The organism is Allomuricauda sp. R78024 (assembly GCF_044596045.1).
Classification (GTDB): domain Bacteria; phylum Bacteroidota; class Bacteroidia; order Flavobacteriales; family Flavobacteriaceae; genus Flagellimonas.
The window spans coordinates 2,867,124-2,885,395 of the sequence record NZ_CP138995.1 but is presented as its reverse complement, the minus strand read 5'-3'; the positions used below and the strand labels follow the sequence as shown (position 1 = coordinate 2,885,395).

14 protein-coding genes and 1 tRNA gene are annotated in these 18,272 nt (G+C 37.3%); 9 read left to right on the top strand and 6 right to left on the bottom strand.

Features of this window, described 5'->3' with window-relative positions; translation table 11 throughout:
• Window position 1: 1 nt before the first annotated feature.
• Together SJY44_RS13010 and SJY44_RS13005 are read right to left on the bottom strand one after the other, a co-directional pair.
• Window positions 2-379, bottom strand: coding sequence for a hypothetical protein (locus SJY44_RS13010; RefSeq protein WP_396590052.1), 378 nt, complete (start codon window positions 377-379; stop codon window positions 2-4).
• Window positions 380-484: 105 nt separating this feature from the next.
• Window positions 485-859, bottom strand: coding sequence for a hypothetical protein (locus SJY44_RS13005; protein WP_396590051.1), 375 nt, complete (start codon window positions 857-859; stop codon window positions 485-487).
• Window positions 860-962: 103 nt separating this feature from the next.
• On the opposite strand from SJY44_RS13005, the gene SJY44_RS13000 reads away from it, so the two are divergent.
• Together SJY44_RS13000 and ccsA are read left to right on the top strand one after the other, a co-directional pair.
• Window positions 963-1,640 carry an RNA polymerase sigma factor gene (locus SJY44_RS13000; RefSeq protein ID WP_396590050.1) on the top strand — a complete coding sequence of 226 codons (678 nt, stop codon included), beginning with the start codon at window positions 963-965 and terminating at the stop codon, window positions 1,638-1,640.
• Between the two features lie 174 nt (window positions 1,641-1,814).
• Window positions 1,815-4,985 (top strand): cytochrome c biogenesis protein CcsA, encoded by a 3,171-nt coding sequence (ccsA, locus tag SJY44_RS12995; protein ID WP_396590049.1) that lies wholly within the window; start codon window positions 1,815-1,817, stop codon window positions 4,983-4,985.
• A 4-nt stretch (window positions 4,986-4,989) separates the two neighbouring features.
• Here ccsA and SJY44_RS12990 read toward each other — a convergent pair whose 3' ends face one another.
• On the bottom strand, window positions 4,990-6,294 hold the full coding sequence (locus SJY44_RS12990; protein ID WP_396590048.1) for a M14 family metallopeptidase: 1,305 nt from the start codon (window positions 6,292-6,294) through the stop codon (window positions 4,990-4,992).
• A 254-nt stretch (window positions 6,295-6,548) separates the two neighbouring features.
• Here SJY44_RS12990 and SJY44_RS12985 point away from each other — a divergent pair, with 254 nt between their 5' ends.
• From SJY44_RS12985 to bshB1, 3 genes are read left to right on the top strand one after another with little or no spacing between them, the layout of a single operon-like run.
• Window positions 6,549-7,958, top strand: coding sequence for an MATE family efflux transporter (locus SJY44_RS12985; protein ID WP_396590047.1), 1,410 nt, complete (start codon window positions 6,549-6,551; stop codon window positions 7,956-7,958).
• A gap of 35 nt (window positions 7,959-7,993) precedes the next feature.
• The gene (locus SJY44_RS12980) at window positions 7,994-9,163 is read left to right on the top strand and encodes a trans-sulfuration enzyme family protein (RefSeq protein ID WP_396590046.1); all 1,170 of its coding nucleotides are present in this window, start codon (window positions 7,994-7,996) and stop codon (window positions 9,161-9,163) included.
• Window positions 9,164-9,173: 10 nt separating this feature from the next.
• Window positions 9,174-9,896, top strand: coding sequence for a bacillithiol biosynthesis deacetylase BshB1 (gene bshB1, locus SJY44_RS12975; RefSeq protein ID WP_396590045.1), 723 nt, complete (start codon window positions 9,174-9,176; stop codon window positions 9,894-9,896).
• On the opposite strand, the gene SJY44_RS12970 is transcribed toward bshB1, so the two are convergent.
• On the bottom strand, window positions 9,897-11,984 hold the full coding sequence (locus tag SJY44_RS12970; protein WP_396590044.1) for an ATP-binding protein: 2,088 nt from the start codon (window positions 11,982-11,984) through the stop codon (window positions 9,897-9,899).
• 329 nt (window positions 11,985-12,313) lie between these two features.
• Between SJY44_RS12970 and SJY44_RS12965 the strand changes: the two genes are divergently transcribed.
• Window positions 12,314-12,389 (top strand) — tRNA-His (locus SJY44_RS12965).
• Window positions 12,390-12,443: 54 nt separating this feature from the next.
• Here the strand turns inward: SJY44_RS12965 and SJY44_RS12960 are convergent.
• Both SJY44_RS12960 and SJY44_RS12955 read right to left on the bottom strand, forming a co-directional pair.
• Window positions 12,444-14,000: a M28 family peptidase gene (locus tag SJY44_RS12960; RefSeq protein WP_396590043.1), complete on the bottom strand. Its 1,557-nt coding sequence runs from the start codon at window positions 13,998-14,000 to the stop codon at window positions 12,444-12,446.
• A gap of 71 nt (window positions 14,001-14,071) precedes the next feature.
• Complete coding sequence (locus SJY44_RS12955; protein ID WP_396590042.1) at window positions 14,072-14,914, bottom strand: AraC family transcriptional regulator; 843 nt, start codon at window positions 14,912-14,914, stop codon at window positions 14,072-14,074.
• A gap of 130 nt (window positions 14,915-15,044) precedes the next feature.
• Here SJY44_RS12955 and SJY44_RS12950 point away from each other — a divergent pair, with 130 nt between their 5' ends.
• From SJY44_RS12950 to SJY44_RS12940, 3 genes are read left to right on the top strand one after another with little or no spacing between them, the layout of a single operon-like run.
• On the top strand, window positions 15,045-15,953 hold the full coding sequence (locus SJY44_RS12950) for a dihydrodipicolinate synthase family protein (protein ID WP_298927104.1): 909 nt from the start codon (window positions 15,045-15,047) through the stop codon (window positions 15,951-15,953).
• Entirely contained in the window at window positions 15,954-16,964 is a 1,011-nt protein-coding gene (locus SJY44_RS12945) for a 4-hydroxyproline epimerase (protein WP_396590041.1), read from the top strand.
• Between the two features lies 1 nt (window position 16,965).
• The gene (locus SJY44_RS12940) at window positions 16,966-18,222 is read left to right on the top strand and encodes an NAD(P)/FAD-dependent oxidoreductase (RefSeq protein ID WP_396590040.1); all 1,257 of its coding nucleotides are present in this window, start codon (window positions 16,966-16,968) and stop codon (window positions 18,220-18,222) included.
• Window positions 18,223-18,272 lie beyond the last annotated feature (50 nt).

The window sequence follows — 18,272 nt, the reverse complement described above, 5'->3', positions numbered from 1 at the left end:
TTTAAGCACATGCTACGGTGACATCATGTCTATGAGCCCCTCCAGTAGTGGACTCGATAGTAATTTGATTGTTTCCTCTTAAAGAAGCAAAATTACTAGCAGTTAATTTCACCTTATGATTGTGTCCTGACCCTCCCTGTATGGAATATTCTTTTTCAGCGCCAGCATCAATATCCACTTTTGGAACGGTAAGGGTATGGCCATGATTACTGCTAATAGAAATTGCATTGGCACCATTCGCGGCGCAATCACGCGAACTTGGATCAATGTTAGGATCCCCATTTGCACTGTCATCACCAGAGCAGCTTAAAATTGAATACGCAGGAATTACCACAAGCAAGGCACCTGTCGTTTTTTTGATAAAAGTTTTTCTGTCCATTTTCATAGTGTTTTTTCTTAAAGTTACTTAGTTTCAGGTTCTTAATCAAGAATAATAGGCAAGCCTTGTAGTGAAATCTACGGAAGTAATTAGACTAACAAGGTGTTATAACGGTTTAGAGTCTAACAACTTAGCTAGTGAGAATGCGCCTACAGCTATTACAAGGTCTCTGACTGCGACATCTATAAAAGTGCCACTAAGAACCAAAATAAGTGCAATGGCTATTAACCATGCCATAACCACTAAAGCGCCAATTTTTGGCTTTACTAGCACAAGAACGCCAGCTATAATCTCTATTACCCCAACAACCATCATAAATGCACCAGCTTCTAATGGAACTATATCAGAAAGCCCTGGGGAAACGTAATGACTCCAGTCAGTCAATAGATTGGTAAACTTATCCAGTCCAGCGATAATAGGAACTAAACCATAGGTGTATTTTAATATTAATCTTACTTGTTGAACATTTGAATCCATCATTTATTGGTTTATTAATTTTTAACTTTAGATAAGAGAAGCTCAAAAAGGTTACAAAATTTTGTAACTATTTATATGAAACACCATCTAAAGACAAAGCAAAATGATGGAACCGATTAAAATAAGCGATTTTAACAGCCATAAAATACCTGAATCTGAAATAATTAAGCGCATTCTCTCAGGTGAAAAGGAGCTGTATGAAATTCTTTTGAGACGAAATAACCAAAAGCTTTTTCGTGTGATTAGAAGTTATATAAATGATATCGCAGAAATTGAAGATATCATGCAAAACACATATTTAAAAGCATTCGAAAAACTATATCAATTTAAACATGCTTCATCTTATACCACCTGGCTAATTAGAATAGGAATCAATGAAGTTTTGGCCCGATTAAAAGAAAAGGAAAAAGTTATTGATTTGAACCGTCGACCATCAGAAATAAAACAAAATACTATTTTGGAAATACCTGATAACAATCAATTGAATCCCGAAAAAAGAATTATTATAAACGAGGCAAAACAACTTTTAGAAAACGCCATTGACTCTTTAGATATCAAGTATCGTACGGTATACATGCTAAGGGAGATTGAGGGAATGAAAATTAAGGAAATCTCTGAATGTTTGGATGTTTCGATTTCAAATGTTAAGGTACGCCTGCATCGAGCTAAAAGCATGCTAAAAGAAAAACTTTATGAACTCACGGCTAACAAAGAGGACGTATTTGGCTTTGGCTTTAGCAAATGTGATAGAATCACAGATACCGTTATGTGTAAGATACTTTAAGGCATTTGTTAATAGACGTTGCTAAGTATATTTCTACAATTTGAATAACATCATGACATAGCTTTTGGGAATTTGAAGAATTAACAAATTTGTTTAACCTTTTCTGGGCATCAACACCAAGATAAATGGTAAAAAGATGGTATTTTTGCATGCTGAAAACACATCTGCAATTAGATGATAGACATTCTTAAAAAGACCCTTTTTTCTACAAAACTTATGGCTGTTCTTTTTTTGGTTTTCGCTACTGCGATGGCCATTGGAACTTTTGTTGAAAGTTGGTACAGTACTGAAACAGCTCGAATTTACATTTACAATGCCACCTGGTTTGAGGCCATTATGGTATTTTTTGTCATCAATTTTGTAGGGAATATGTTCCGCTATAAACTTTTCAGCTGGAAAAAATGGCCAGTGCTCACCCTGCACCTTTCATGGGTTTTGATCATAATTGGAGCTTTTGTAACAAGATATATAAGCTATGAAGGCGTGATGCCCATTAGGGAAGGAAATACCGAAAATAGATTTTATTCGGATAAAACCTATTTAACAGCTTTTGTGGATGGTGATATTGGAGGAGAGACAAAACGCAGGGTGTTAGAAGATGATTTGATTATTACTCCAGAAGGTATGCGTTCCAGTTTACCATGGAAATCAGATTTTAATGGCCAACCCTTTACTATTTCTTATGTTGATTTTATAGCTGGGGCAGAAGAAGGATTGATTCCAGATGAAAACGGCAATGAATACCTTAAAATTGTTGAAGCAGGTGATGGTGAACGCCATGAGCACTATTTGGAAAACGGAAAGGTTGCCAGTATTCATAACGTGTTATTTTCTTTGAACAATGAAACGGATGGGGCGATAAATATTTACTCGAACAGCGAGGGTTATCAAATTAAATCCCCTTTTTCTGGAGATTTTATGCGAATGGCCGATCAATTGCGAGGAGAAGTCGTGAATGACAGTCTTCAAACATTACAGTTACGTTCCCTGTACAATATGGCCGGAATGCAGTTTGTAATTCCTGAACCTTTGGTTAAAGGGAGTTATGGAGTGGTCAAAGTTCCAGATAATGAAGTTACAGAGGCAACACAAGATGCTTTGGTGGTATCCATAACTGTAAATGGGGAAACTGTAGAACAGAAATTATTGGGAGGAAAGGGTAGTTCCAATTTTTCAGATAAGGTAAAAGTAGGCGGGATGGATTTTTCGCTCAGTTACGGGTCTAAAGTATATGAGCTTCCATTTTCAATTCAGTTGAATGACTTTATTGCTGAAAAATACCCAGGTACAGAAGCGGGTTATGCTTCTTTTATGAGTAAGATTACTGTTGAAGATGAACGTCCATTTGACTATGATATTTTTATGAACCATGTTTTGGACCATAAAGGATATCGATTCTTTCAGTCCAGCTTTCACCCAGATGAAAAAGGAACTGTTTTATCCGTCAATCATGACTTTTGGGGTACATGGATTACCTATATTGGTTACTTTTTACTCTATCTGGGGCTAATGGGAATCATGTTCTTTGGGAAAACCCGTTTTCGTGATCTTCAAAAATCTTTGGAAAAAATCAAAGCCAAAAAAGCAACTTTGGCCGCAGCTGCTTTTTTCTTGTTTACTTCTTTGGCTACAGCCCAACATGAGGGTTCTGAAAACCACGAACATTCCAATCTTCCACCACAGGAACTGGTAGATTCCATTATTCAAACCACCATTGTGGACGAGCTACATGCTGAAAGTTTTGGAGCACTTGTTATTCAAGATGAAGGAGGTAGAATGAAACCCATTCATACATTTGCTTCAGAGTTGTTGCGTAGACTAAGCGGGAAGAATACCTATGACGGCTTTACGGCAAATCAAGTCTTCCTTTCCATGATGATGAATCCAGGGATTTGGTACAACACCGAATTTATAGCACTTGGAAAAAAAGAAAATGATAGTCTTCGGAGTATTATTGATGTGCCAAAGGGAACAAAGTATGTAAAAGCTACAGATTTTTTTGACGAGAAAGGGACTTATAAGCTGCAACCTTATTTGGAGAAGGCAACTTCAACCACTAATCCTTCCAATTTTGAAAAGGATTTTAAAAAGGTTGGTGAACGGTTAAGTTTGTTAAACATAGCCCTTAGCGGACAGATCGTTAAAATATTTCCCTTGTTGAATGATGAAAATAATAAATGGATATCGGCCATTGAATATCGTTCCGGACAATATCAAGTGTCAGATTCTTTGTATTCCAATTTCATAAGAAATTCAATGCCCTATTATTTGGGTTCCCTTAAAACTTCAATTGCTTCTGGAGATTATACCCAGCCAGATATGTTGCTAGAAGCTTTTAAACAGAATCAAAGAAACCATGGTGCTGAGGTGCTTCCTGATGAGAAAAAGGTAGAGATTGAAATCATGTACAACAAGTTGGATATTTTCAACCGATTGTACAAGTATTACGGTATGGTTGGCTTATTGCTGTTCTTTATCCTGATATTCCGAATTTTTAAAGACAGAGAAATTTGGAAGGCAGCTGCATACGCACTTAAAGGATTGGTGATTATCTTATTTGTTTGGCATACTGCAGGTCTTATTTTACGCTGGTATATCTCTGGCCATGCTCCGTGGAGTGATGCCTATGAAAGTATTTTGTACGTTTCTTGGGCGACCATGGCAATAGGCTTGGCTTTGGGAAGGAAAAGTGAGTTGACGCTGGCAGCAAGTGCCTTTGTAACGTCCTTGCTTCTCGCAGTAGCCCATCAAAGTTGGATAGACCCCGCCATAGCCAATTTGCAGCCTGTTCTGGACAGCTATTGGCTAATGATTCATGTAGCGGTAATTGTTGGCAGCTATGGACCGCTGACCGTTGGTATGATTTTAGGTGTTGTTTCTTTGCTACTGATTATTCTTACCACCAAGAAGAATAAAGAGCGTATGGAACTTAATTTAAAAGAGCTCATAGTTATTAACGAATTGGCTTTGACCACCGGCCTTGTAATGCTTACCATTGGTAACTTTTTAGGAGGTCAATGGGCCAATGAAAGCTGGGGGCGTTATTGGGGATGGGACCCCAAGGAAACTTGGGCTTTAATTTCCATTATGATCTATGCGTTTGTAATACACATGCGTTTGGTACCCGGACTCAGAGGAAAATGGTCTTTTAGCTTTGCTAGTATTATAGCCTTTGCCAGTATTATGATGACCTATTTTGGAGTCAACTTTTATTTGGTTGGTTTGCATAGTTATGCAAGCGGTGACCAAGTAATAACTCCCAACTTCATATGGTTTACCGTACTTGGGGTGTTTATTTTAGGCGGCATAAGTTTTTGGAGGTATCGAGTCAATTACGCAAAATAACTTTTTAATCACCGTCTAAAAGACGCATTAATTCTTCAGCAGCAACCTTTCCTTTTTCTTTTAAAAATGGTCTTGGCGTGTCATCGCCAAGTTCAAAAACAATAGCTGGCATTTTATGTTTTACGTAAAAGTAAGTTCGCGAAACCATGGTAGGGTCTAACTTATCTGAAGCTTTTACGTTAGATTTTTTCTGAGGTAACCTATCGCTTATGTTTTCTATCCAATCAAATACAATCTTACCCTTTTGGCCGGTAACTGTTGTGTCCAAAGGATAATAGATATCATCCCAGGTAGAATGAAAATCAGCACCAAAAACAAACTCATACCCCTCACTACTTTTTTTATTTAAAAAGTCTCGTACACTTTTGGTCTCTGGCTGGTTGAAATTTTGCCAGTCCCTATTTAAATCAATACCACCCATATTATGCCTCCAATGACCATTATCTGCCCCATCTGGATTCATCAGCGGAACCACAAAAACTGTATGGTTCTTTCTAAACTTTTCAGCCTGTGCACTTTCTCCAGAAATTGTTTCAATAAAAGATTTCATTGCAATAAAACCGGTAACCTCTGGCGGATGCTGTCTAGAGATAATCATCAATGCCTTTTTTGCTGTGCTATCTCCCTTTATTTCCATAAGCTGCATTGACCGTTCTTCTGTAGTTTTCCCTATTTCGTAGTTAGAGATAAATGGCTTTACAGAAAGAGAATCCACCCAACTTTTTACTCGTTTGGAAGTATATAATTCTTGCGCTGTTACCCAAATAGGTTCTTTTTTAATTGCTAAGGTCAACTCAACAAATTCTGGTGCCGCTTTAATGCCAAAATCCCCTTCTCCTAAGTTAATAGGTTTATAAGCAGTGCTGTCAATGGGTTTAAAGTGAATGCCATCTGTACTGATTTTTGGATAATAACGGCTTCTAGAATCTTGATAAGATAGTTTAATGGTAATCTCTCGTGGATTTTCTGTCCACACCTTAAATGCGTACCATGGACTTACATTAATAGGTGTATTTTCTGCGGTTATCCATATGGTGTAATGATCATTTCCATCGACTGCAACTCCGTTTAGACGAGCACCATCAAAATCATTGGTGAAAAAGGTGGTATTATCATCAAAAGACCATATTCCTTTCCACTGTTTTTGCACAGGTCTATTTACGGTGGGCACAATAGGACTCGGCTGTTGACCTTGATAACCGGATGGTTTTTGTTTTACGGCTGTATCTGCAGCAATGGGACTGGCTGTGTTTTTACAAGAAGTAAAGACTAATACCGCAATGAACAGGGTTGCTAAAATAAATCTCATAGAGAAGGTTTTAGTGTTTTGGTTTTGATGATTTCTAGTTAAGTATAAAAGTATGACTTTATAATTTTTTTTGAATTTATAATGTGCATTCGGATGTAGCATATCATTTTTTTTAGCATCTTTGCTTTATCATGAAGTTATAAGAATTATGTATACGATAGATGTCACCTTTGGCTTTGAGCCAAAAAAGTAGCCGAAAAACTTATTCGGCCAGGTTGACATATTCATTCTTTTTTCACACATAATTTTTTATAATGACAAATTCCAAGATACCTTCTTTAAAACAATTACTTAATTATTTCTGGATTGCCGTAACTGGCAAAGAGACAGAATTTACTTCAGGAAGCATCCGCAAGGCGATTTTCATGCTTTCCATTCCCATGATTTTAGAAATGCTCATGGAGTCCATATTTGCCTTGGTCGACATTGCTTACGTTTCTCAAGTAAGCGTAAATGCTGTAGCTACCATTGGCCTAACTGAATCTGTAATCACTCTGGTCTACGCACTGGCAATTGGTCTAAGTATGGCGGCAACGGCCGTTGTGGCGCGAAGAATAGGAGAAAAGGATGTTAAAGGAGCTAGAGAGGCAGCCGTACAGGCTATCGGTCTGGGTGTAATCATTTCTATTTTACTCGGAATCCTGGGAATCTTCTATGCTAAAGAAATATTGGCATTAATGGGTGGTGAACCTGACTTGATTGAGGAGGGATATGGTTACACCAAGTTATTAATTGGAGGTAACATAACCATAATGCTGTTGTTTTTGATCAATGCAATTTTTAGGGGCGCTGGTGATGCCTCTATTGCCATGTGGACTCTGGTATTATCCAATGGTTTGAATATTATTTTAGACCCCATATTTATTTTTGGTTGGGGACCAGTTCCTGAATATGGTGTAATGGGCGCCGCTATTGCCACCAATATTGGTCGTGGAACCGCTGTGCTCTTTCAATTGGGTATTTTGTTCTTTGGTTGGGGTAAAATTAAATTGGCCTTCAAAGATTTGGTTTTTAACCTAAAGGTGATGGTCAATTTGGTCAAAGTCTCCTTGGGAGGCATAGCTCAGTTTTTAATAGGGACGTCTAGTTGGGTTTTCCTAATGCGTATTATGTCAGAATTTGGCAGTGAAGTATTGGCAGGTTATACCATAGCAATAAGGGTCATCATGTTTACTTTAATGCCTTCTTGGGGAATGAGCAATGCCGCGGCAACATTGGTTGGTCAAAACCTTGGTGCTCAAAAACCGGATAGGGCAGAGGTCTCCGTGTGGAAAACAGGAAAGTACAATGCATATTTTATGGGCTTGGTTTCTCTTGTTTATTTAATTTTTGCTAAGACTATTATCTCATGGTTCAATGCAACACCAACTGTGGTTGAAAACGGAGCGCTCTGTCTTCAGATTATTGCGATAGGGTATGTATTTTACGCCTACGGTATGGTTGTTACTCAAGCATTCAACGGTGCTGGCGATACAAAAACTCCAACTAAGATTAATTTTTTCTCTTTTTGGATGTTTCAATTGCCAATAGCTTATGTAGCAGCCATAGTATTGGATTTTGGAGCAATAGGCGTATTTATTGCAATCACTGCAGCTGAAATTCTTTTAGCTGTAATGTCAATAATCTGGTTTAAAAAAGGAAATTGGAAGCAAGTTCAAGTATAAGTGGTTTTGTATCTTTAACCTAAAGTTTTACAGCAATGAATATAAATCAAAAAGGTATAAATACCACTTGCACCCATACAGGAGAATTAGAGGATACTCAATTTAAAGGCGCTGTTTCGCCTTTATATATGAGTACTTCATATGCATTTGAAGATGTAGATATAAAGCGTTATCCTAGATACTTTAATACGCCCAATCAAGAAGCATTGTGCAAAAAATTAGCGGCTTTGGAACATGCCGAAGCTGCTTTGATTTTTGGAAGCGGTATGGCTGCCATCAGTACTGGGTTAATGGCCTTTTTGCAGGCCGGTGATCATATTGTATTGCAGCAAACATTGTATGGTGGCACTTATAATTTCGCGGTTACCCAATTTGAAAAATATGGAATCAGCTATTCGTTTACAGATGGGTGGAATGTTGATGATTTTGAAAAAGAAATCAAGACAAATACCAAGGTGATTTATATAGAAACGCCATCTAACCCACTGTTGACGATTACAGATTTAGCTGGTATTGGACAATTGGCCAAAAAACATGGGATTGTATCAATGATAGACAATACTTTCGCAAGCCCAATAAATCAGAATCCAATCGATTTTGGAATAGATGTTATTTTACACAGCGCCACAAAATATATGGGTGGACATTCAGATATCTGTGCAGGTGTTATTGCGGCTTCGCAAGAGTACATGGATAAGGTTTTTCAGACGGCCATTTGTTTTGGAGGCAGTTTAAGTGATTATACTGTTTGGCTTTTGGAGCGTAGTATTAAAACAATGGGTATTCGAGTAAATGCACAAAATGACAACGCCATGAAAATGGCAACATATTTAAGCGCAAGCAAAGATATTGAAAATGTATATTACCCTGGGCTTGAAACCCATCCAGGCCATGCACTGGCAAAATCTCAGATGAAAGGATTTGGCGGAATGCTCTCTTTTGAATTGAATTCTGAAATTGATACCTCCTTATTTTTTAAACACCTTAAACTCATAAAACCATCTATGAGTTTGGCTGGGATTGAAAGTACCGTTCTTTCACCTACAAAAACTTCTCATGCTCTAATGAGCCCTGAGGATCGCAAAAAACAAGGGATTAAAGATTCGTTGATAAGATTCTCGTTAGGTATAGAAGAAATAGAAGACTTAGTAGGGGATATTGAACAGGCCATTTCAAAAGTGAAATCTATGGCTGTGCCAGCATAACAACACATTGATGAAATTAGATATTTTAGTATTTGGAGCACATCCTGATGATGCAGAATTAGGTGCCGGTGGCACAATAGCCAAAGAAGTTTCCAGAGGAAAAAAGGTGGGAATAATTGATTTGACCCGAGGCGAATTGGGAACAAGGGGGTCAGCAGAAATTAGGGATAAAGAGGCAACCAAAGCTGCTGAAATTCTGGGAATTACAGTTCGGGAAAATATGGAATTTGCAGATGGATTTTTTGTAAATGATAAGGAGCACCAGCTGGAAATCATTAAAATGATTCGTAAATACCGCCCTGAAATTGTTCTCTGTAACGCTATTGATGACAGGCATATTGATCATCCCAAAGGAAGCAAATTGGTAAGTGATGCCTGTTTTTTGAGCGGTCTGGTGAAGATAGATACTAAAATGGACGGCGATGATGAATGGCAAGAAGCCTGGCGCCCAAAGGTTGTCTATCATTTTATACAATGGAAAAATTTGGAACCGGATTTTGCAGTGGATGTATCAGGATTTATTGAAAAAAAGACAGAGTCTATTTTGGCTTATGGATCACAATTTTTTGACCCAAGTAGTAATGAGCCTGAAACACCTATCAGTAGTAAAAACTTTATAGATAGTGTAAACTACAGAGCTAGGGATTTAGGAAGGCTTATTGGCGTGGAACACGCGGAAGGGTTTAACGCAGAACGTTTTGTTGGAGTGGATAACCTAGATGACCTTATTTAACTACCCAGCTTTTTGGTACCTATTTTCAGCTTTTGGCACGGTAAAATAAAAGGAAGACCCTTTGCGTAACACGCTTTCTACCCAAATTTCGCCATTATTTTTTAGAATCATTTCTTTACATAGCGAAAGCCCCAGACCCGTACCTCTTTCGTTATTGGTACCATAAGTGGTGATATTGGTTGTGTCCGTAAAGATTTTTTTCTGAATTTCTTTATTCATGCCAATTCCGGTATCGCGAATCATAATTTGCCACACATCTCTTTTCTCTTCAGCTTCAATAGTTATGAGACCATCTTCTGGAGTAAACTTGATTGCATTACTCATCAGATTTCTAATGACAATATCAATTTGATTTTGGTCGGCCCAAATAAGTGGATTTTCTGGTAATTGATTTATTATTTTTATGGATTTACCAGCGGCTACTTCCGAGAGTAAACTCACGTTTCCACTAACTAATTTATCCAAAGAAATTCTTTTGGGCTTGGTAACTACACCATTAAGTTGTGTCTGCCCCCATGACAGTAGATTGTTTAAAGCAAAAGATATATTCTCCACATCGGATTTTAATTTGGGTATAAACGAGATGAACTCGTTTTTTCCAATCTCACCGTCGGTAAACAATTTTAAAATTCCTTGCAATGCACCTATAGGACCTCTTAAGTCATGACCAATAATAGAAAACAGTTTGGTTTTCGTTTTATTGATTTCATTTAGCTGGGACTCTCTTTCACTTACCACTTCAGATTTTTCTTGTAGCTCCTTGTTCAGCTTTTTCTGAATATGCTCACTGCGCCTTATTATGAACGTAATGATAGCTAGGATTATCAATATTGCTATGGCAAGATAGATATAGCTTCTTTGTTTAGCCAGTGCCACTTCATTAGAGGCGATAAGTTCTTGCTTCTCTTGTTCGTATTGCATTTTAGTCTTTAATAAAGAAAGACTTTGCTTGTTCTTGTCTTTAGAAAGAGAGTCTGAAAGTTTTGTAAAGGTTTCTAAATAAGTTAGCGCACGAGTATGGTCCTCTTTGTTTTTATATAGCTCGTACAAAGTTTCAGAACAATCTATTTGGCCTTGTAATGATTTAATTTTTTCAGATAATTGTAAACCAACATTTGCATATTGTAAAGAAAGGCTATCCCTTCCCAAGCCTAAATATACTTTGGCCATACCGTTGAGCAATTGAATTTTTTCCCTATCATCATCCAATTGTTGGTCATGTAACAAGTTACTTTGATCGTACCAGTACAATGCCCATTGGTACTTTTTTTGCTCCAGATAAATACTCCCTTTTACCTGGTAGGCATAGGCCAACCAATCATAGATTTTAAGTTTTTCAAATGTGGTAATACTTTTGTTGATGTTGAACATAGCATGATCAAAGTTCTCAGAATCTTTGTATAGCGAAGCCATATTGCTCTGGGTCTCGGCATGAATTTTGTCATTGCCCAACGCTTTGTTTATTGCCTGTACCGTATCATAAAAAATGAGCGCATTATCAAAGTCCTTTTGGTCGGCATACAAACCGGCAATATTTTCATTGAGAATAGAAAGCATTGGTTTACTGTCAATCAGTTTGGCAACATCAATTCCTTTTAAATTCATGTTTAATGCTTCAGCAAAGTTGCCATCGTCACGATAATCATTTGCCAAACCATTGATAATGCTTAGTTCGGATTCTTTGTCCTCTGCATCTCCTGCCAATTTTAAGGCTTTTTTAAACAATTTTTTGGATTTTTGACGATCTCCTTCATCAGAATAATAATTCCCCAATGCTTGAAAGGCTCTAATTTTACCATAAGTAAAGTTTACGGCTTCACTAAGCACTAAAACCTTGTTTGAGATTGAATAAAGACTATCATTGTTAATATAGCGATAAGAGAATGCTAGACTTGACAACAATTTTATATGTGTGGTATCCTTTGGGTTGAAGCGATTTGTGGATTCTAAGCGCTTTAATCTGTATGCAATACTATCTCTTTTATCTTTTTGGGCTTCAACAGAAGAAGCAAATAGTAGCGCACAAAAAACCATGACTACTTTTCCAAGTAGACATTGGAGCTTTAAGGAATGGTTTATTTGGGACATAAAATCTTTAAACCTTGATTAGTAAAAATAGTTTTCAATAGTTTTTTTTGGAATTAATTGTTGTGAACAAGCGATAATTGTGTGTTTTGCCCTTCAAAGAGTGCATTTCATCGATGTTTTATAAGAAATACGATAATGGAGGATATTTAAAATAGTATTGGTTATTCAGAAACGTACTCTATAATTTATTAGTTTGAATACAGACAAATACAAAACCGTGAAGATGCTAAAGAAGAAATGATAACAAATCTTTTTACTATTTGTGAATGTAAAGTTCAAATTCTTTTGATTGAATTGATAAAAAAAAGTATTTTTGCAACCGCTTAAATGGTGGTTGTAGCTCAGTTGGTTAGAGCATCGGTTTGTGGTACCGAGGGTCGCGGGTTCGAATCCCGTCTTCCACCCAAAAAAAAGCCCTCTTCAAAAGAGGGCTTTTTTACTTTAATACAATAATCATTTCTACTTAGAGGCCTTGTCCACCACTACTTTATGTTCCCTATTAGCAACTTCCCAAGCCGTATAAAAAACAAGCCGTGTTCTATTTTCTAAAAGATCATAATTTATCTTATCAGGTGTGTCTCCTGGTCTATGATAATCTGCATGGGTTCCATTAAAGTAGAAAATAATGGGAATGTTGTTTTTAGCAAAGTTGTAATGATCACTCCTGTAGTAAAACCTGTTGGGATCATTTTCATCATTATAAGTATAATCAAACTCAATGTTGGTGTATTTCTTATTGACCTCCTCAGAAAGATTATGCAAATCCGTACTGAGTTTGTCAGAACCAATCAAATATAAATAGTTTCTGTCTCCCTCTCTTTTTGGGTCAATTCTACCAATCATATCAATATTAAGGTTTGCAACGGTTTGCGCCAATGGCAAAACAGGATCATAGTCTGTATAATATTTTGAACCCAAAAGCCCTTTTTCCTCACCTGTAACATGCAAAAACACTATAGAACGTTTTGGTCCTTGACCAGCTTCTTTGGCGGTTTTAAAAGCTTCCGCAATTTCTAGCAGTGCTACACTTCCAGAGCCATCATCATCAGCACCATTATTTATTTGACCATCGGCAGTAACGCCAATGTGATCTAAATGGGAAGACACCACTACATATTCATCTGGTTTTTCTGATCCTTTGATGATTGCAATTACATTTTCAGAATTTACTTCATCGTTTCCGCTTGTGGCATTGAGTTTTATAGATGTGGAAATTAATTTAGGCGTATTGTTTTTTTCAATGTCCGGCATTATAGCTGTGGAAGATTCTTGATTAAGTAGAACAATAAAACTGTTGGTAACCTCTTCCTTTAGAGACATCTTTCCACCTTTATTATTTTTCATAAAATCAAAATAACCTTTAAATCTCAAGTAGTTTTGGGTATCATAATACAAAACACCTACAGCTTCCTTCTCAATGGCAAGGTTGGATTTTTTGCCCATGGCTTCGGACATATTGCTCCAAGCGGATTTCTTATCGGTTCCAGAAAGACTATAGGTTCCATCTGCATTTACAGGTTCACCAGATTTAATTAAAACCAATTTTCCTTTTACATCCAACTCTTTGTAGTCAGAATAATCACCATCTTCAATTCCGTACCCAACATATACAATATCATTGTAAGTGCCACTTGCAGCATCAAATGTGACTACATCTTCACCTATTTGAAAAACAGCATCATTAATTTGAATATTCCCTTCTGGAACTTTAGTTACTTCTAACGGAACATTTTGCAAATAGTCGCCATCTTTTTTTGCAGCAGGAATACCTAAAGCTTCATATTGATTTTTAAGGTAAGCAACAGCCTTTTTTTGCCCTGGCTGTCCGGTTTCCCTTCCTTCAAACTCATCAGAAGCGTATATATATAAATGTTCCTTGAGTTCATCTTGGGTAATGGTTTCCGCATATACAACAGGATCGGCTTCTTTTGCGGTATTGGAAACTTCAGAAACTGTTTTTTGAGCCGTGTTGCAGGAAAATGCAAGACTAAAAACAATCAGCGCTATTTTCTTCATAGATATTTTGTTATCAAAATTTCCCAAAAATAACGAAACCATAGCAACTGTATTTATTTTTTATGGCATGTTTAATTTAATTGTCGAAGATATTCGGTTGGATTAATTCCCTTTATTTCCTTGAACTTTCTATTAAAATTTGAAATGGAGTTGAACCCAGAGGTATTGGCAGCCTCCACAATAGTCATGTCCGTATGGTTTAGAAGCAGTTGGCATACATGCTCAATCCTAACTTCGATTAAAAACCTGAAAAAAGTTTTATTGGTTCTTTCTTTGAAAAACCTGCAGAACGCATTGGGTGTCATATGAGCTAATTTAGCAATGGTATCCAGCTCAATTTTTTGATTGAAATTTTTCATTACGTAATCGAATACAGCCCGTAACCGCTCACCATGGTCATTGGATAGCTGTTTTTGTTGCACAAATCCTGAAAGCTTCGTTTTTTGAGATTCACTTAGTTTTTTAAGTAAACGAATCAAAACCATAAACCTTGAAAAATGCCCTGAAGAAATTAAACCCTTCATATCTTCAATAAATGGACGGTTAGGGGAAATTACCTTAAAGCCGGTTTTGGCATGAAGAAAAAAACTTTGTAATTCCTTCATTTCTTCAATGTCGAAAAAAGTACTGCCAAAGGAATCCTTTCTAAAGAAGAGGGAAATCATATGTGAGTTTGTAGAGCTGGCTGCACTCTTGAACAAATGTGGCATTCCACTCCCTATGATAAAGAAATCTCCGCTTTTGAATGAATGGACGCTATCTCCAACAATCAATTTTCCTGCACCTTCAAGAATTTGACTTATCTGAATTTCTCCGTGCTGATGGAGTTTATCGTAAAACGCCGGTCCTTTATCACTTTGCACCGAGATATTTTCTCCAGGTTTTTTGGGTATCTTAAATGTGTATACTTTCATGTATTCTCAAATTATCTTAAAAGTATATATTATTTGGAATAATAGGATAAAATAATACTAGTATAAGATAATTTTCAGGAATTTAAAAAGAAGATGTAACTCTATTTTTGACAAAAAATAAAAGTAAACTATGACACAGTTTAGTTGGAAAGGTGTTATGCCTGCAGTTACCACCAAATTTACCCAAGAAGACAAATTGGACATGAAAATGTTCGCGGTAAATATAAACGCTCAGATAGAAGCCGGAGCCAATGCCATCATTTTAGGAGGTACCCTTGGGGAAGCAAGCACATTAGATGATGATGAAAAACGAACGTTGATTGAGCATACCGTTAATTTGGTAGATGGAAAGATTCCCGTAGTGATGAATATAGCCGAACAAACTACAAAAAAGGCAATACTGGCGGCAGAAAATGCGGAAAAATATGGAGCTAAGGGACTTATGATGCTTCCGCCCATGCGTTACAAGTCTACAGACTATGAAACAATGGCTTATTTTAAAGCGGTTGCCCAAAGTACTTCATTACCAATTATGGTGTACAACAACCCTGTGGATTATAAAATTGAAGTCACCCTAGATATGTTTGATGAATTATTGGAATATGACAACATACAAGCAGTTAAAGAATCTACCAGAGATATCACGAACATAACACGTATTAAAAATAGGTTTGGCGAAAGACTAAAAATCCTTTGCGGGGTTGATACCTTGGCAATGGAAAGTTTACTAATGGGCTCAGATGGCTGGGTAGCAGGCTTGGTATGCGCTTTTCCAAGAGAAACCGTTGCCATTTATGAATTGGTAAAAGCTGGTAGAGTGGAAGAAGCTACAGCTATTTACCGTTGGTTTATGCCTTTGTTGGAGTTGGACATTAATCCGCAGTTGGTTCAGAATATAAAACTGGCGGAAGTTGCCACAGGCATAGGAACCGAGAATGTTCGTCTGCCTAGGTTACCACTTCAAGGCAAAGAACGTGATAGAGTACTTGCTATTATTGATCAAGGAGTAAAGACCAGACCTCAAATCCCCGTGTTCTAAATGAGTACGCACATATTCAAGTGTATTGATGCACATACCTGCGGAAATCCTGTTCGACTTGTAGTAGAAGGCGGTCCTAAGCTTGAAGGGAGCACCATGGAGGAAAAGCGACAGCATTTCATGAAAGAGTTTGATTGGATTCGTACTGGTTTAATGTTTGAGCCGAGAGGGCATGACATGATGAGCGGTAGTATTTTATATCCACCTCATAATCCTGAAAACGATATCGCAGTTCTTTTTATAGAAACCAGCGGTTGTTTGCCAATGTGTGGACATGGAACCATAGGGACGATGACCATTGCCTTAGAGGAAGGGTTGATTAAACCCAAAGTACCAGGAAAAGTAAAGTTGGAAACACCTGCAGGTTTGGTTGAAATTGATTATCACAAGCCTAGAGAGAAAGTAGAGTGGGTAAAGTTGACCAATGTAAAAAGTTACTTGGCAGCTGAAAAACTAAAAGTTGAAAGTAGCGTATTGGGAGAATTAACTTTTGATGTTGGTTTTGGAGGAAACTTTTATGCCATCGTAGACCCGCAGTCCAATTTCTCCGGAATCCAAGATTTTACAGCGAGTGAGTTGATTCAGTTTTCTCAAGAAATTAGAACAAGAATTAACAAAGAATATTCAGGTGAGTTTATACATCCCGAAAATTCGAATATCAATCATGTATCCCATATACTTTGGACAGGCGAACCAATCGATGAAAACTCATCTGGCAGAAATGCCGTTTTTTATGGGGAAAAGGCTATAGATAGATCTCCTTGTGGCACAGGCACTTCCGCACGTATGGCACAACTAAATGGAAAGGGACTGTTAAACTTGGGCCAAGAATATGTGCATGAAAGTTTTATAGGCTCTAAATTTGTTGGGAAAGTGGAAAAGGAAACTTTTCTCAACAACAAAAAAGCCATTATACCCAGTGTTCAAGGGTGGGCCAAGATATATGGCAGAAATACAATTACAATTGATACAGATGATGATCCATACGCGCATGGATTTCAGGTGATTTAATATGGGTGCTAATAAAAATGTTATCGTAATAGGTGGGGGCATAGTGGGCCTTTCAACTGCTTATTTTTTACAGAAGGAGGGACATCAGGTTACTGTTTTGGATAAATCTGATATAACCTCTGGAGCTTCTTTTGTTAATGCAGGTTATATAACGCCAAGTCATATCATTCCATTGGCCTCTCCGGGCATGATTTCAAAAGGAATCAAGTATATGTTTGACTCTTCCAGCCCTTTTTATATAAAACCCAGACTTGATATGGAATTCATGAAATGGTCCTGGTACTTTAAAAAGTCATCCACTAAAGCCAAGGTAGAAAAAGCTATGCCGGTAATTATGGATATTAATCTTCTCAGCAGAGACCTTTTTGAAGGCATAAAAGCTTCAGGAGATTTGGGAGATTTTCAACTGGAGCGAAAAGGGCTGTTAATGATTTATCAGACTGAGAAAGAAAGAAATCATGAAATGGAGGTTGCAAAACGGGCAGGCGATTTAGGTTTAGAAGTCAATGATTTAGATGCCAATGGTTTGCGAAAAATGGAACCAAATATAGAACTTAATGCTCTTGGAGCCTTCCATTATGAATGTGATAGGCATACAACTCCAACCCAGTTTATGGAGAGAATGTTGGAATTTTTGCCAAAACAAGGAGTGGCAATCAATAAAAATGAAGAAGTTTTAGATATTGTTATTAATGGAGACAGAATAGCGGAAGTAAAAACGAGCAAAAGGACTTATAAACCAGACGAGGTTGTTTTTGCAGCGGGTTCTTGGACTTCCCATCTTTCAAAAAAGTTGAATGTTAAACTGCCTTTGCAAGCAGGTAAAGGGTATCGTATAAACGTAGCCGCTTTTACAAATATCTCTATGCCCGCCGTTTTAATGGAAGCGAAGATGGCTGTTACCCCTATGAACGGATTCACTCGCTTTGCAGGTACCATGGAGTTTTCGGGCATCAACAATATTATAAGAAAAGAACGGGTTGAAGCCATTGCTAAGGGCGCAGAGGGATATTACAAAGGACTTAAGATTTCCGAAGAAGACAAAAGCAATGCGCAATGCGGGTTAAGACCAGTTACTCCAGATGGATTGCCTTATATAGGAAAATCAAAAGAGTATGAAAACCTAATATTTGCAACTGGGCATGCAATGATGGGTTGGAGTCTGGGACCAGCAACAGGTAAATTGATATCTGAGATGATTTCTGAGAAAAAACTTTCTATGGAAATTGCTCCTTTCGCTCCTGAGCGTAAGTTTTAGATATTATCGTTTTCTTTCGGTTAATTTAGATATAGAGCATAGTATTAATT